Annotated in this window: 13 protein-coding genes; 6 read left to right on the forward strand and 7 right to left on the reverse strand. The window is 63.6% G+C overall.

Annotated elements, in window-relative coordinates:
* The first annotated feature begins 12 nt into the window (after positions 1-12).
* On the forward strand, positions 13-816 hold the full coding sequence (locus QRN67_RS24220; protein ID WP_081268724.1) for a 3',5'-cyclic-nucleotide phosphodiesterase: 804 nt from the start codon (positions 13-15) through the stop codon (positions 814-816).
* A 208-nt stretch (positions 817-1,024) separates the two neighbouring features.
* Positions 1,025-1,546: a pilin gene (locus QRN67_RS24225; RefSeq protein WP_285413913.1), complete on the forward strand. Its 522-nt coding sequence runs from the start codon at positions 1,025-1,027 to the stop codon at positions 1,544-1,546.
* A 180-nt stretch (positions 1,547-1,726) separates the two neighbouring features.
* Here QRN67_RS24225 and QRN67_RS24230 read toward each other — a convergent pair whose 3' ends face one another.
* From QRN67_RS24230 to pilV (QRN67_RS24260), 7 genes are all read right to left on the reverse strand, one after another.
* Positions 1,727-2,047, reverse strand: a complete 321-nt coding sequence (locus tag QRN67_RS24230) for a hypothetical protein (RefSeq protein ID WP_285413914.1) — start codon at positions 2,045-2,047, stop codon at positions 1,727-1,729.
* A gap of 365 nt (positions 2,048-2,412) precedes the next feature.
* A complete protein-coding gene (locus QRN67_RS24235) occupies positions 2,413-2,988 on the reverse strand; it encodes a GspH/FimT family pseudopilin (RefSeq protein ID WP_285413915.1) in 576 nt (191 codons plus the stop codon).
* Positions 2,985-3,446, reverse strand: coding sequence for a type IV pilin protein (locus QRN67_RS24240; protein ID WP_503010944.1), 462 nt, complete (start codon positions 3,444-3,446; stop codon positions 2,985-2,987). The genes QRN67_RS24235 and QRN67_RS24240 overlap by 4 nt, the downstream gene beginning before the upstream one ends.
* A gap of 29 nt (positions 3,447-3,475) precedes the next feature.
* Positions 3,476-7,864 (reverse strand): pilus assembly protein, encoded by a 4,389-nt coding sequence (locus QRN67_RS24245; protein WP_285413918.1) that lies wholly within the window; start codon positions 7,862-7,864, stop codon positions 3,476-3,478.
* 15 nt (positions 7,865-7,879) lie between these two features.
* Positions 7,880-8,479 (reverse strand): pilus assembly PilX family protein, encoded by a 600-nt coding sequence (locus QRN67_RS24250; RefSeq protein WP_285413919.1) that lies wholly within the window; start codon positions 8,477-8,479, stop codon positions 7,880-7,882.
* A gap of 1 nt (position 8,480) precedes the next feature.
* Positions 8,481-9,497 (reverse strand): PilW family protein, encoded by a 1,017-nt coding sequence (locus QRN67_RS24255; RefSeq protein ID WP_285413920.1) that lies wholly within the window; start codon positions 9,495-9,497, stop codon positions 8,481-8,483.
* Positions 9,494-10,084, reverse strand: coding sequence for a type IV pilus modification protein PilV (gene pilV, locus QRN67_RS24260; protein ID WP_285413921.1), 591 nt, complete (start codon positions 10,082-10,084; stop codon positions 9,494-9,496). Before pilV (QRN67_RS24260) ends, QRN67_RS24255 begins: the two co-directional genes overlap by 4 nt.
* Positions 10,085-10,330: 246 nt before the next feature.
* On the opposite strand from pilV (QRN67_RS24260), the gene QRN67_RS24265 reads away from it, so the two are divergent.
* Genes QRN67_RS24265 through QRN67_RS24280 form a run of 4 tightly spaced genes read left to right on the forward strand, consistent with a single transcriptional unit; the run spans position 10,331 to position 13,166 of the window.
* Positions 10,331-10,906 carry a GspH/FimT family pseudopilin gene (locus QRN67_RS24265; RefSeq protein ID WP_285413922.1) on the forward strand — a complete coding sequence of 192 codons (576 nt, stop codon included), beginning with the start codon at positions 10,331-10,333 and terminating at the stop codon, positions 10,904-10,906.
* Between the two features lie 12 nt (positions 10,907-10,918).
* Positions 10,919-11,536, forward strand: a complete 618-nt coding sequence (gene pilV, locus QRN67_RS24270; protein ID WP_285413923.1) for a type IV pilus modification protein PilV — start codon at positions 10,919-10,921, stop codon at positions 11,534-11,536.
* Positions 11,533-12,537, forward strand: coding sequence for a PilW family protein (locus QRN67_RS24275; protein ID WP_285413924.1), 1,005 nt, complete (start codon positions 11,533-11,535; stop codon positions 12,535-12,537). Before pilV (QRN67_RS24270) ends, QRN67_RS24275 begins: the two co-directional genes overlap by 4 nt.
* Positions 12,534-13,166 (forward strand): pilus assembly PilX family protein, encoded by a 633-nt coding sequence (locus QRN67_RS24280; RefSeq protein ID WP_285413925.1) that lies wholly within the window; start codon positions 12,534-12,536, stop codon positions 13,164-13,166. The genes QRN67_RS24275 and QRN67_RS24280 overlap by 4 nt, the downstream gene beginning before the upstream one ends.
* Position 13,167: the final 1 nt, after the last annotated feature.

Genomic DNA, 13,167 nt, shown 5'->3' on the forward strand with positions numbered 1-13,167 from the left:
GGGTCTTTCACAATGCAGGTTCGTGTGCTGGGTTGCTCAGGCGCCATTGCCAAAGACTGCCGCACCACCTCGTTCCTGGTCGACACCGACCTGCTCGTCGATGCGGGCACCGGCGTGGGCGACCTCTCGCTCGAAGAAATGGCCGCCATCGACGACGTGGTTCTGACGCACTGCCACCTCGACCACATTGCCGCCCTGCCCCTGATGCTCGACGCCATCGGCAGCCGCCGCTCCAGACCGCTGCGCGTGCATGCGCTGCGCGCCACCATCGAAGCGCTGCGCGCTCACGTGTTCAACAACGTCATCTGGCCCGATTTCGAGAGCATTCCCAGCCCTGAAGCGCCGTTCGTGAGCTTTCACGACATCGAGGTGGGGCAGATGCTGCAGCTGGGCAGCTGTGCGCCCAAGTCGATCGAGGTGCTGCCGGCCGTGCACACCGTGCCGGCCTGCGGCTTTGCCGTGCGACGGGCTTCCGGCGGCGCGAACTGGGTTTTCAGCGGTGACACCGAGCGCAACCCGCCGTTCTGGGACCGGGTCAACGCGCTGGATGTGGCGATGCTGGTGATAGAGACGGCCTTCAGCAACAGGGAGCAGGCGCTGGCCGAGCGCAGCTTGCATTTGTCACCAGTGATGCTGGCAGGCGAACTGGCGCGGATCGACCCCGCGAAGCAGTTTCCGATCTACATCACCCATACCAAGCCGGCGGAAACCGACGAAATCATGAGCCAGATCGAGGCGCTGGGAGAGCATCAGGTGGCGGGGGTGGCGCAGCGGGATATCCGGTGGTTGAAGGCGGATGGGGTGTTGACTTTCTGACGCATCGGCAGCCCTTGCCGGTTGACATATTTGTCATGCAAGAAGCATCTGGACACAAAATGTGTCGCATCGTGTTACACGTTGGTAAACAAAGGTGACGTGTTCGGTCGACAGAAGGCTGGTTTGGAGGGTGGCACAGATGCTGCGGAAGTTCTCCCGCTCCGGGCAGGTTCCCGGGCGTGACAACCAACCAACCTGGAGTTAGTGAATGAACCGTCGTTCTATCGCACGCAACGTGCAAAAGGGTTTCACCCTTATCGAATTGATGATCGTTGTGGCGATCATCGGTATCTTGGCTGCTGTGGCGCTGCCTGCGTATCAAGATTACACGGTACGGGCCAAGCTTTCTGAAGTTGTTCTGGCCGCATCTGCTTGCCGCACTGGCATCACGGAGGCACTGCAGTCGTCAAGTGGTGTCGATGCATCCGCCGCACTGCCCGCCGCTTGCACTACTGCTACGAGCAAGTTTGTCAAATCTGTCACTGCCAGTGCAAATGGTGTCATCACCGTAACCGCGAACGAAGCAAACCTTACCGCCCTGACCACCGCTACCAATGTGCTTACCTTGGTGCCCGTTCAAACTGGAACCACTGCAGTTGATGGGACGAAAGATGGCGGGAAGACGATTGCTGGATGGGCCTGCGGTGGCACCACGGCTTCGACTCCTGCTGGCGCAACCACGATTCCTCCAAAATATCTTCCGGCTTCTTGCCGCGGTATCTATCCGTAATTAAAAAATAATGCCGGCTGACATTAAAGTGTCAGCCGGCTTTTTCTTTTTTGTTGGCTGCGCCACTGGGACTTAGTTAGCAACCGCGACCTTTGACGGGGTGCTAATACCGGTCCTGCGCAGATAAACCTCAAGACGCCGTCTTGATTTGTGGCTTCGGTCGACCACGAAAAAACAGGGTCAGACTCCAATTGACGCTCTGTCATTTAGCGCAATACGAAGCGATCGAACCGTGATTTCGGCTGCGTCGATTCGCCGCCCCAACTCATCGTTGACCAGCCAGACCAAGGCGCTGAATTCAGAACGCGTCGGATAAACCTCTTCCGTGTCGTTCACGTGGTGCGGAGCGATGAGTTTTTCGAGACACGTGTAGGCGCGCCGCACAATCTGCAGGTTGTCAATGTCATCGCATGCCTGCAGTGCAAGCGATTCCGCGCTGACGTTTTCAGAAGACTCAGGGAGCGAAGGAGCGTGCGCAGACGCGCGGGCGGATGCAGCCATGAACGGCCTCCAAGTGATTGCAGCTTTCAAAAACTGCCGTCACGAGACCAATCGGGGCGGCAGCTCGACGGGTTGGTCTACCGGGCAACCACTTGCGTGAAACCGGCCGGGTTCGCGCCCGCCCGCCGAGCCGCCAAAACTGGAGGCACGAACGACGAAGCCGCAGACCCTGCGAGGAAACCGCGGCTTGTATCGCAGTGATTGCACGGGAGACCAATCCCGATCACGCCGTCTTCTGGCATGACTGGCGCAGTATAGCGACGCAGTTACACCGAAAAACTCTTGCTCCGATTCAGACTGCGGACGACTTGCATCCACTTCGTGCTTCCTCGATTCGTGGGCGCGATTCGGTAGCGCGGACGCTGCTATTCCGTTGCCGAAGTCGTACAGGTTGCATCCGTAGCAGGCTGGCACGCGCGGACGCGGCCGGTCTTTGCAATCACCACAATCCGAGTCTGCTGCGTCTTCGCCGTGCCCGAGATGTCGTTGCGTTCAATCTTCAACGTCGCTGACTGAAAAGTCGAATCACTGGTCTGTGTGTAGCCCGAGGGATTGAACATGATGTACGCCGGGCTGTTCTGCGCTGTTCCCTGTCCTGTGGCGTTGAAATAGCTAGGCAGTGCGCTTCCCTGCACGATGAGGATGTCTGATCCATTGAATTGTTGGTTGTTGTCTGTGTCGACAAAAACGGTCCAACCGGTTGCCCAGTTGTTGTCCGCGCGGGGCACTACAACTGCTTGCCGGCCACGCTTCATTGCTTCTCCCCGTGCGGCGCCCAGGGCAGCAACGAAAGAATTGGCCGCCGATGTGAGTTCCGAATTGCGCTGAAAGGTCACAAAGCTTGGCGCGCCAATCACCAGCAAGACTGCCGCGATGGCGATCGTCACCATCAATTCGATCAGCGTGAAGCCGATGTTCTGGCTTTGGCTGAGTCGTCTCATGGCCAGCAAAGCCTGAACTTGGCATCGGTCGAAGCGATGTTGCAGGTTTTTGCGCCCGTGCTGCTGAGGGTCAGCGCGCCGACGACGGAATCCGTTCCCGTGGGCGTGGCAGTCAGAAGCACACACTCGGAGAGGGACTGACTACCGCATTTGGCTGCAGAGAGCCAATAGGCCGGGCTGGACGAGCTATCGCCCGAGTAATTCTTGAAAGGCAGCGGATTCGGCAAAGTTGTGGTTGCTTGGGTGACCACGCCCGTATTACTGGTCGTGAAATCGAGGTAAGCATTGCGCTGCGTCATGTACCGCTCCTGCTGCTGCATGAGTTCGAGCAACGCTGTGCGCGCTTGTGCGCGCCGACCCTTCAGCACCGAATCTGTATACGCCGGATACGCAATAGCCGCCAGGATCCCGATCACAGCCACGACGATCATCAATTCGATGAGCGTGAAGCCGCCCATGGAGGCACGTTTCTTTATGTGGTTCATGTTCAAGATCCGCGCTTCAGGTCCAGGTAGTTGTTGATCTGCCGCCAGCTCAACCGGCCCGCGGTTATGACGACGCTGCTCTGGCCGGTGTTGCCCGTGCCGCCAGCGGCATTGCCGACACCGCCGGAACCTTGTGCAATCACCTGGCTGGTGATCCTCTTCTTGCGCCGGCCGGTGCTGTCGCTGATTGATTCGACCGTGGACGCCACCTCGATCACCAAGGGCTGCCCCATGATGCCGACGGTCGATACCCGTCGTGTCCCCATGCCGGTGTCCACGTCGACGATGTACGAATTGCCGCCGCCCCCGCTGACGCCGCAGTTGGTCGAGTTGCCTGCCGTGCCCGGAATCAGGCTGCCGAATATCAGTGTGCTGCCGTTCAACAGCGCCCCGCTCACCTGGCGCTCGGTGCTGGCGTAGTCCATGTACCAGCCCGAGCTCACGGTCGATGAGTTGGTGAGGTCGCTGGTGGCGCGGCCCCAGGTGAAGCTGGGCACGGTGATCGCGCCGGTGGAGTCGATCGAGGCGGCTCTCAATCTTGCACGCCCGCTGATGGCGCCGGATCCGTTCGGCGTCGCATCGGCAACACTCGTGCCGTCGTCGTACACCACGTAGAACGAGTTCTGCGCGGTCGACGAGCGGTCGTCCACTTCCAGGTATTTGCCGGTGCCGAAGGCCACCTGGATCGCGTTGATGTTGTTCGTCGCGGCCACCAGCGTGGGGGCCATGCTGATGGGCTGCACGTTGCCCGCGCTGTCCTTGGCGACGTAGAGGGGGTAGGGGGCGTTGCTGCTGGCGTTCTTGAAGGCCGACAGGTTCGCCATGTTCCACTCGGAGGTGCCGTGGTTGCGGAAGTCGAGCTTCCACATGTTGCCGTGCAGGTCACCCGCGAAGATCTGGGCCACTTCGCGGTTGCCGCCGGTGGCAATGGCCGCCTTGAAGTTGAGCATGCCGGTGGCCTTGGTGACCGCCAGCGTCGCATCGAATGGAAATTCCACCTTGTAGTAGTTGGTGCCAAGCGTCCAGGCCGTCTCGGGCGCCTTCGAAAGGTCGAGCAGGAACAGGGCGGGGTTGCCGGAGCTGTAGTTGTTGGCCGCGTTCACCTTGGTGTAGTTGTTGACGCCGCTGGCCACCACCGCAAACCACTTGTAGGTGGGGGTCGTGGCTGTCGGCGCGCTGGTGCGCATCTTCAGGATCTGCGGCTGGCCGACGACGAAGCCCATGTCGACGTCGTCGTCCTGCGTGAACTCCCACATCACGTTCGACGCGGAGAACGACGTGGGGTCGGTCACGTCGAGCGCGAACACGCCGCGTCCGCCTGCGCCGGTGCCCGACACGAGCACCGTCTTCCAGTCGGCCGCTGTACCGGCGGAGCCCAACTGCGCTTCCGCCACCACGGGCGGACCGTCGACATAGCTCTGGTGGTTGGACACATAGCTCGCATCGGTCAACGCGGCAAGCTTGGGTGTCATCCAGCTGGGGATGTAGCCGAACAACTCGTCGCCGGTGCCGGCGTTGAAGGCGTGCAGCATGCCGTCGTTGGCGCCCACGAACACGGCGGCCGTACGGTTGAGGTTGGCCGTCCTGAAGGCGGCATAGCTGGTGGAGTTGATGTTGTTGGACGGCGCGCCGGAATACACGACGCCCGAATTGATGATGTCGCCCAGCAGCTTGTTGTTGCGGCGGCGGAACGGCGAGCCTTCGCGGGCATTGCTGCCACGCAGATAGGTCACGCGATCGGAGCCCAGCGAGTCGGCGGTGGAGGAAGGGGTGATCTTGTTCAGGTCGGCTTGCTGCGCGCTGGTCAGGGAATCCCACAGGAATGCGCTGGCCTTGGGTACGGCATTGCCCGGACGTCCGATGACGATGTTGCGCGAGGTTGCGGGCGCGGACAGCAACGAGAGCCGGTTGGTGGCCGACCAGGTGGGCGTGGGCGTGATGCTGGCGGTACCGTTGCTGACGCTGATCGACTGCGCGAGCAGGTCGCCGCTCCAGTCGCTGGTGTCGAAGGCGCCCTGGTAGACCGAGTTGCTCGTTTGCAGCGACTTCGACTGCACCGCACTGCCGGCAATGCTGCGCGCGGAGGTGGAAGCCCGGCTGAAGATGCTGTCGAACGCGCTCAGCACGCTGCGCGCGCTGCTCTGCAGGTAGTAGGTGCTGGCCTCGCCGGGGCGCGCGCTGTCCTGCCAGACGTTGGCGTCGACCGTGCCGTCCTGCCGCTTGAACGGGTTGCCGAAGGTGTTGTAGGGCTTGCTGCCGGTATTGGATGGGTCCGACTCGAAGCCGCCGTATTTTGCCGAGGTGAAGAACTGGTTCCGGTTTCGACGGGTGTTCGCGTCGTTCTGGTCGCCGTATTCGTTCACGTCGAAGAAGAAGCTCTTCACGCGCAGGCCAGGGCGCTGCATGCTCGGTTGGTCGGTCCAGCCGGCGCCGCGGATGTCTTGCGTATGCGCCCAATACGAATAGCCGATGATCGCTTCGCCGCGCGGGCTGCCGTTGGTGCTGGTGTTGCCGGTGGTGTGCTGCGTCACGCCCTGTCCGTCGATGTAGGTGGTGTCGTTGCCCCGCTCGAAGTTCTGGACCACGCCCGTCCAGGCCGAGAGGTTCGGAATGTTCCCTGCCACGTTGGTGCTGGGGTAGCGGTTGCCGTCGTGGGTGTTGATGTCGCCGATCACGACGATGTTGCTCTTCAGGCACGAATAGTTGCTCGAGCTGGACCGGCTGTCTCCGTAGGGGTCGTTCCAGGTGGTGAACACCGGATAGCCGTCGTACATGCTCGTCGTCATGTTGCTGATCGCGATGTCGCTGGGCTGCAAGCCTTGCAGATAGCGCAGGGATTCGTAGTAGAGCTCGCTGACGGGGTCGAACTGCTTGTAGCGGCCCGCCACCGGACCCGTGCGGCCGAACTTGTTGAGGTAGTTGATGACGCCGCTCACGCCGAAGGTGGCGTTGGTGCCCGAGAGTGAGCTGCTGTCCGGATTGGTTGCGAACACGCCCGTGGTGGCGTTCCATTCGGCCGCCGCGTTGCCGCCGGTCGGTGTGTTCTCTATGCCGTTGATGTCGAAAGTCTTGGCGCCGACGTACTTCATGGGCGCGCGCAGCACGCCGCCGTAGCGGCCCGGCGGGCTGGCTCCGCTGTTCGTCTGGTCCATCAGGTAGCCGAAGGCGGACAGGCGCAGTTGGTCGCTGTACTTCTGCACGGTGCCCGTCGGCTTGTAGTTGCCGCTCGGGTATTTGGTGCAAAAGGTGTAGTCCCGTGCGTCGGCCAGGTTGCCGGAGGCATCCTTGTCGCAGACCTTGACGCGGGAATAGAAGAAGCCGTCGCTGTTGAGGCCGTTCGCGGAACTGGGTGGCGTCCAGGTTCCGTTGTAGGTGCGCAGATAGCACGCCTTCACGGTGCCGCTGATCGGGTCGCCGAACACGCCGTTGGAGCATGTCACGCCGTTGGACGCAGGTGCCACGGCCCACTTGGTGCCGGCGCCGTACCAGACCTCTCGCGTCCCGGTGAAGGTGCAGCTGCCGTTCTCGGCCGCGCAACTGCTGCTCGCCACATCGGAGGGCTTCGCGCCCGAGTAGTTCGACACCGGACCCACCGCGGACGTGGATGGCTTCACGCTGAGGCTGTAGCTGCTGGGAGAACCGCAACTGCCACCCTTGGCCGTGCCGAAGTAGATTTTGTTCAGCGTGTTCGCCACCCAGATGTCGCTGGTGCCGGCCGCGTTGATCATCTTCCTGGGCACCGCGCCCCAATATGCGCCGGTGCTGCCGCCGTTGCGCTGCAGTTGCTTGGCTGGAAAGTTGGTCGAATTCCACATGCAGATCGGGTCACCGTTCGGGATCACGGCGCGCTGCAGGATGGTCAGGTCGGTCGTATCGATGTAGCGGTCGCCGCCCGACAGCGCAAGCCGCAGCATGTCGATGGCCGAGCTGCTGGCCCAGTTCAGGAAGTTGCCGCTGAAGCCGTCATCGCACATGCGGTCCGTTCGCGCGCTGGACAGGATGCGGTCGAAGCGCTTGTAGTCGGAGGCCGTGAGGCCTGAGGCAGGCGATTCGGTCGGCGTGTCGTTGTACGAATAGCAGGCATTGGCGTCGTAGTAGCCGATGTATTCGTTGAGATTGCTGTAGGTGCTGTCCGTGTCGCCGCTGGGGGTGTACTGGGCGCCGACCGTCGGGTATTCCACCGACAGCGCCAATGCCAGAGTCGGCTTGTCGCCGGACGTGGTGGCATAGAGCGGGTCGCTGGCCAGCGCAACGGGCTTGATGTTGGGGGCTGTGCTGGAGATGGCTGCGAAAGACAGCGCAATCGTTGCGGCCACCAGCGGGAAGGCAAGCCACGCGAGCGTGCGCGGCTGCGCGAACCATGGACGGGCTTTGGTGTTGGACGTTTTCATGGAAGGCGGTTCGCGTCAGTCGCGATAGATGATCTGGACGACGCCCTGGATGTCGTCCCGGGGGCCGAAGCCCATGGCTGTCACGCGGTAGATGTAGCTGGTCGTCGAGCCCGCGATATCGCGGTTGGCGGGGTCTTCGATCGGCTCGATCACGTAGCGCGGCGGCTTGGAGGGCTGGATGCCGGTCGAGCCTGACGGGAAGCTTCGACCCGTGAAGTCGCCATAGGCGGCCGTCTTGGCTCCGGTCGTCGCTGTGAAGTCCACGGTCAGCCATGCGGGCTTGGCCGTCGTTTCAAGTGCGCACAGGCCCTTGCTGGTGCCGGAGCTGCCGCACCCGCTGACGAAGGCATTGGTGTTGGCCATGCGGGTGAACACCGTCCGCCGGCTGGAGTCCACAGGGCCGTGGATGTCGAACTCGGCATCCATCAGCGCAGCTTCGGCAGACTGCCAGGCCACCTGCATGTCCCTGTCATTCCGTGAACTGCGTTCACCCATGGTCGCGATCTGCGCTGCGCCCACGCCCAGTATGGAAACGATCACCAGCAGCAGCAGCACGATGATCAAGGACACGCCGCGCTGGCCTGCGGAACGGTAAGAAGAGCGTGTGTTTTTCATGTCAGAGCCCCTGGTCGTTGCGCAGGTGGATCGTGAAGGTCAGCGTCTGGCGAAGTCGACCGTCCGGCGTGGGCTGGAAGACCGTGTTGACGTCGTTACTGGAGGCGAAGGCGCTTCCGAGCGCGCCGTTCGCGCTGCTCTTGGTCGGGCCGAACGGGTAGAAGGTCTGCGACTGCGAATCCTGGGCGGCGCCCTTGGCGCTGCGCAGCACCATGCCGATGCGCACGCTGCGCACCCTGCGCCAGTTGGCGTTGGTGGCGGCACTGTTGCCGGTCACCGTGATCTGGTCCGCTCGAAGATAGGCGTTCGGCACGTTGGGAGAGGGGGCGTTAGCCGCCGGCGCTGTTCCGGCCGTGACGCCATCGACGCCATACAGCACCTGGAAATTCTCGACACCTTGCACGATGGGGCTGGACAGCCATGAGCTGGTCGCGGTGTCGTAGTAGGTGCACAGGAGCGACGGTTCGCCCTGGCTCAGGCCCACGGAGAAGATGCTTGCCAGAAGCGTGTCTCGCGCAGCGGCGGTGTTGATGTCCGCGACGGTGGCCTGCGCGTTGCCGGCACAGTCGATCATCGTCTTGTCCGCGTCCGTGGAGCCGGCGACCATGGTGTGGGCCTGCGCGGATTGGTAGCGCAGTATCAGCACGTCGCTGCCGGTGCCCGCTTCGGTGCCGGGCCGTGTGGTGGACGTCGTCAACGGGTTGGTCAGGTTCACCTTGGCGTTGTCGAACCCCATGATGCTCGGCGCCGGATCGGTCGCTGTCGCCTGGCGGAGTGTGGCCGCGAAGAACACGTCCCGGTAGCCGGTCTGCACACCGATGCGCTGGATCATGTCTGCGGCAAACCGGCCGTTGTCGCGCAGTTGCGAGGCTGCGTCGACCGTGGTGAAGCCACGGCGCGCGACCGTCAGGGCCGATACCGCCGCGGCCACCACGATCAGGCCGACGGCCATGGCAACGAGCAGTTCGATCAGGGTCAAGCCGCGAACACTGTCGCGGCTGCGTGAACGGACGATCACAGAGTGCTCCCAGGCGTGACCGGCAGGACGATGGACGGCTGCGCCGCCTGGTCGACCGTGGTGCCGGTCTTCGTGGAGGGGCGGCTCCAGCCGATCTTGACGAGGATCGGGTCGGTGGTATCGGTCGAGGTGCACGCCCACACGGCCCTGCCGTCCGACCCGTACGGCGCGCTGTCGCGGCAGATGCGCACGTGTGCACCCGGCAGCGCGTCATCCAGCCGTGCCAGCCAATCGGTGAGCTCGGCTTGCGCGACGGCGGTCGTGCTCGCGCAGTTCTGGCCGACGGACAGGCAGTAGGACGCGGTCGGGGCCACCAGGGGGCTGGTCAGCTCAGCTGTCAGGTACGGATTGTTCGTAGCAAGCAGCGCCTGGTCCTTGTTGCCCCGCATCATCTCGGCAAGCTCGCGCGCGAGCACCACGGCTGTCGACTGAAGCCGCGCATCGCGGTTCGCCTGCAGCGAAGCCGCCTGCAGGCCGACCATGCCGAGCAGCCCGAAGGACAGCACGACGATGGACACCAGGACTTCGAGCAGCGTGAAGCCGCTGGTTTTCTGGGCTTGCCGGATCCGGAAATTTGCAGGGTTCATCGTTCCAGTGCGCGGGCCGAGTTGTGAACAAGATTTTTCAAATGTGAACGGAGATGATGCCGGGGGCGCTCTTGCAAGGGCGCGCCGCCTGTCGGACCTGAGCAACCATTCGGAACATTTGTTACTCGATTGTTAGTGCCCATCGAACGGTCGCAGCCAGGTGACAAACGGCAATTGAGTACTTTCAAACTCACCTAGCATCCAGGACACATATAGAAACAGTGATGCAAGGGAGAGGTGCCACACATGTCCTGGAGGCGCAAAGCATTGCGGTGCGGCGGGTTCACGCTCGTCGAAATGGTGGTCGTCGTCGCGATGCTCGGGATACTGCTGGCGCTGGCCGTGCCGGGTTTTGTGGCGATGCAACGGAACTCGGCGGCGGCGACGCTGGGCAATGAGTTCGTCATGGCGGTGGGCTTCGCGCGTTCCGAAGCCATCGCGACGAACAAGTGCGTCACCGTCTGCGTGCCGGCGGACATCACCGTCGCCGATCCCACCTGCGCCGGCAGAGGGGTCGAATGGAGCGGCGGTTGGATCGTGTTCTCCAATCCGAAGTGCGACAGCGTTGCCGACGACGACACGGCGCGGCTGCTGAAGTTCTACATCGGCAAGGCCAACGGTCCCACGCTGACCGCGCCCACCGGCAAGGTCGCGGCGCTGCGCTTCGACGCGCGCGGGCGCTCGAGCCTCACCGCCCAGCAGTCGCTGGGGCTCGCGCCTGTGGGCGCCTCCGCCACCAAGGTGGTGTGCCTGGACGTGATGGGTCGCGCCCGCGTCGGCAACGTCGGCGGCATCAGCTGCGACGACAGCAATCGAAACTAGGCGGGACGGCGAATGATGAATCGCGCTCGGCAATCGGGTGTGGCGCTGATCGAGGCGCTGGCGGCTCTACTGGTCTTCTCGTTCGGGCTGCTGGGCATCGCCGGCCTGATGGCCGCGGCGACGAGATACCAGACCGGCAACGAAGCCCGGCTGAATGTTTCGGCGGTCATCGACGACCTGTCGGAAAGGATCCGCATCAACGTACCCGGTGCAAACGGCTATTCGGGCCTGGTCGGCGGTGTCGCCGCTTCCGGGTCGGGCTATCAGCTGACCGACGACTATTCGACGCAGGCCGCCGAGGCGGTGACCGTACCGTCGAAGAATTGCCTGACAGCGGTCTGCAGCCCGGCGGAACTGGCGGCCTACGACCTCGCGGCCTGGAAAAACATTCTTCGCACGGCTTTCCCGGGCGGGGCGGGCTACGTAACCGGCAACATCTCGTCCGGCTTCGTCGTCAGCGTGATGTGGTTCGACAAGAGCGCGACGGACAAGGCCGGCGATGCGATCGAACCGGCCGTCTGCACCGACGAGGCCGACGACCGGCAGACGGCGTCGGCCCGCTTCTGCTGCCCTGAGGGAGCCTCGGCGCCTGCCGGCGTGCGTTGCTACACCACGAGCGTTCTGCCATGAAGGCGCGTGCCCACAGGTCGCGCGGCCTCACATTGGTCGAGCTGCTGGTTGCGATCGCGCTCGGGCTGCTGCTGGCCGCCGTGGCCGGCTATCTGCTTGTTTCGACGAACCGGGTGGCTAGGGCCATCGACGCCCGCGCCGAGCAGCAGGAAGCCGCCAACATCGTGCTGGACATCATCGGCCGCGACCTGAAGAACGCGGGCTTCTATCCGGCCAGCTTCGCGGCTTCGGCCGGCTCTTCGCGCTTGCCCGGCGCCTACTCGAACATCGTGTCGAGCTCGAAGAACGCGTTCGACCAGGGCATCTTCGGCTGCAGCGCGGCGCTGTTCGACGTGGCCAGCGGAACCTGCCCGGCAGCCGGCACCTCGGCGCCTGATTCGCTCGTGGTCAATTACTTTTCCGCGGACAACTTCGGGATAGAAGGCGTCGGCACGCGGAAGGATTGCCTGCGCCAGGACGTGGAACTGGCCACTTTCGAGGGGGCCGAATACAACAAGGACCGCGCCGGCTCGGGCGACAAAGGCACCGGAACCGTGGTCTTGCCGCTGTTCATCAGCAACGTCTACGGCCTGGGCGACAGCTACACCTACACGCAGGACGGCAGGTCCATCTCCACCCGCAGCTTTCGCTGCGCGGGGAACGGGCCCAACACCAAACCGCACCAGCCCATCGTCCCGGGCGTCGTCGAACTGAGGTTTCGCTACGGGGTTGCCGAGGCGAACACACTCGAGTCGCCCGCGCGCTTCTTCACCGCAACGGAGGTCAGCGCACAGCCGGCAGCCACCATCGACGGGCAGAGCAAGACCGCCTGGCAGCGCGTGGTCGCCGTGCAGGTGTGCGTCGTGACCAAGACGCTCGATGCATCGGTGCGGCAGACCTCGAGCGGCAGCTATGTGGACTGCGACGGCGTCTCGCGCAGCTTCTCCGGCGCCGATCGCGCGATCTACAAGCAGCAGACCCGCGTCTTCGGCGTCCGCAACAACCTCACGAGGACGTTTTGAACCGCACGCGCCGCCCCGCCGCCCAGCGCGGACTCGCATTGGTCATCGTGCTGGTGTTCATCGTGATCCTGTCCGGCGTGGCCGCCTTCGCCGTGCGGCGCGTGATGTTCGGCGAGCACATCGCACGCAACGTGCTCGACATGGAAGTTGCCAGGCAGGCCGCCGAGGCCGCCTTGCGCGATGCGGAGCGAGACATTTCGCTGGCGGACGACGTGACGGGCGCCGCCTGCCCACGCGGGGACGACCGCCCCATCAAGTCGGCCTACAGCGAGCCGAACTTCGGCACCGACTGCCCCCGCGGGCAGTGCCGCTTCGGCGAGCAGACGCCTGCTTCCTATTACGCGGACAGCAACGCCAAGTCGAAGACCAACCCCGAACCGTGGTGGCCCGCGGACAGCGGCGGCGTTGGCTGGAAGGCGAGCCCGCCTTCCGGCTGCGCTTTCACAGGGGGCGTCCCGCTGGGCACCTTCACCGGTACGCCGGGCGTCAAGGGTGTGTCTCGCCAGCCCGAATACCTGATCGAGTACATGCAGCGCGGCGAAGAAATCTATTTCAGGAACACCGCGCGCGGCTGGGGGCTCGACCCGAATACGGAAGTCGTGCTGCAAAGCTATTTCAAGCGAAGCTGAA

Origin of the sequence: Variovorax sp. efr-133-TYG-130, from assembly GCF_030208835.1 — a bacterium.
GTDB lineage: Bacteria > Pseudomonadota > Gammaproteobacteria > Burkholderiales > Burkholderiaceae_C > Variovorax.

What these genes read in the sequence shown, in the direction of transcription:
- QRN67_RS24220 (WP_081268724.1), top strand. Translation starts at nt 13, where the DNA reads ATGCAGGTTCGTGTGCTGGGTTGCTCAGGCGCCATTGCCAAAGACTGC.
- QRN67_RS24225 (WP_285413913.1), top strand. Translation starts at nt 1,025, where the DNA reads ATGAACCGTCGTTCTATCGCACGCAACGTGCAAAAGGGTTTCACCCTT.
- QRN67_RS24230 (WP_285413914.1), bottom strand. Translation starts at nt 2,047, where the DNA reads ATGGCTGCATCCGCCCGCGCGTCTGCGCACGCTCCTTCGCTCCCTGAG.
- QRN67_RS24235 (WP_285413915.1), bottom strand. Translation starts at nt 2,988, where the DNA reads ATGAGACGACTCAGCCAAAGCCAGAACATCGGCTTCACGCTGATCGAA.
- QRN67_RS24240 (WP_503010944.1), bottom strand. Translation starts at nt 3,446, where the DNA reads ATGGGCGGCTTCACGCTCATCGAATTGATGATCGTCGTGGCTGTGATC.
- QRN67_RS24245 (WP_285413918.1), bottom strand. Translation starts at nt 7,864, where the DNA reads ATGAAAACGTCCAACACCAAAGCCCGTCCATGGTTCGCGCAGCCGCGC.
- QRN67_RS24250 (WP_285413919.1), bottom strand. Translation starts at nt 8,479, where the DNA reads ATGAAAAACACACGCTCTTCTTACCGTTCCGCAGGCCAGCGCGGCGTG.
- pilV (WP_285413921.1), bottom strand. Translation starts at nt 10,084, where the DNA reads ATGAACCCTGCAAATTTCCGGATCCGGCAAGCCCAGAAAACCAGCGGC.
- QRN67_RS24265 (WP_285413922.1), top strand. Translation starts at nt 10,331, where the DNA reads ATGTCCTGGAGGCGCAAAGCATTGCGGTGCGGCGGGTTCACGCTCGTC.
- pilV (WP_285413923.1), top strand. Translation starts at nt 10,919, where the DNA reads ATGATGAATCGCGCTCGGCAATCGGGTGTGGCGCTGATCGAGGCGCTG.
- QRN67_RS24275 (WP_285413924.1), top strand. Translation starts at nt 11,533, where the DNA reads ATGAAGGCGCGTGCCCACAGGTCGCGCGGCCTCACATTGGTCGAGCTG.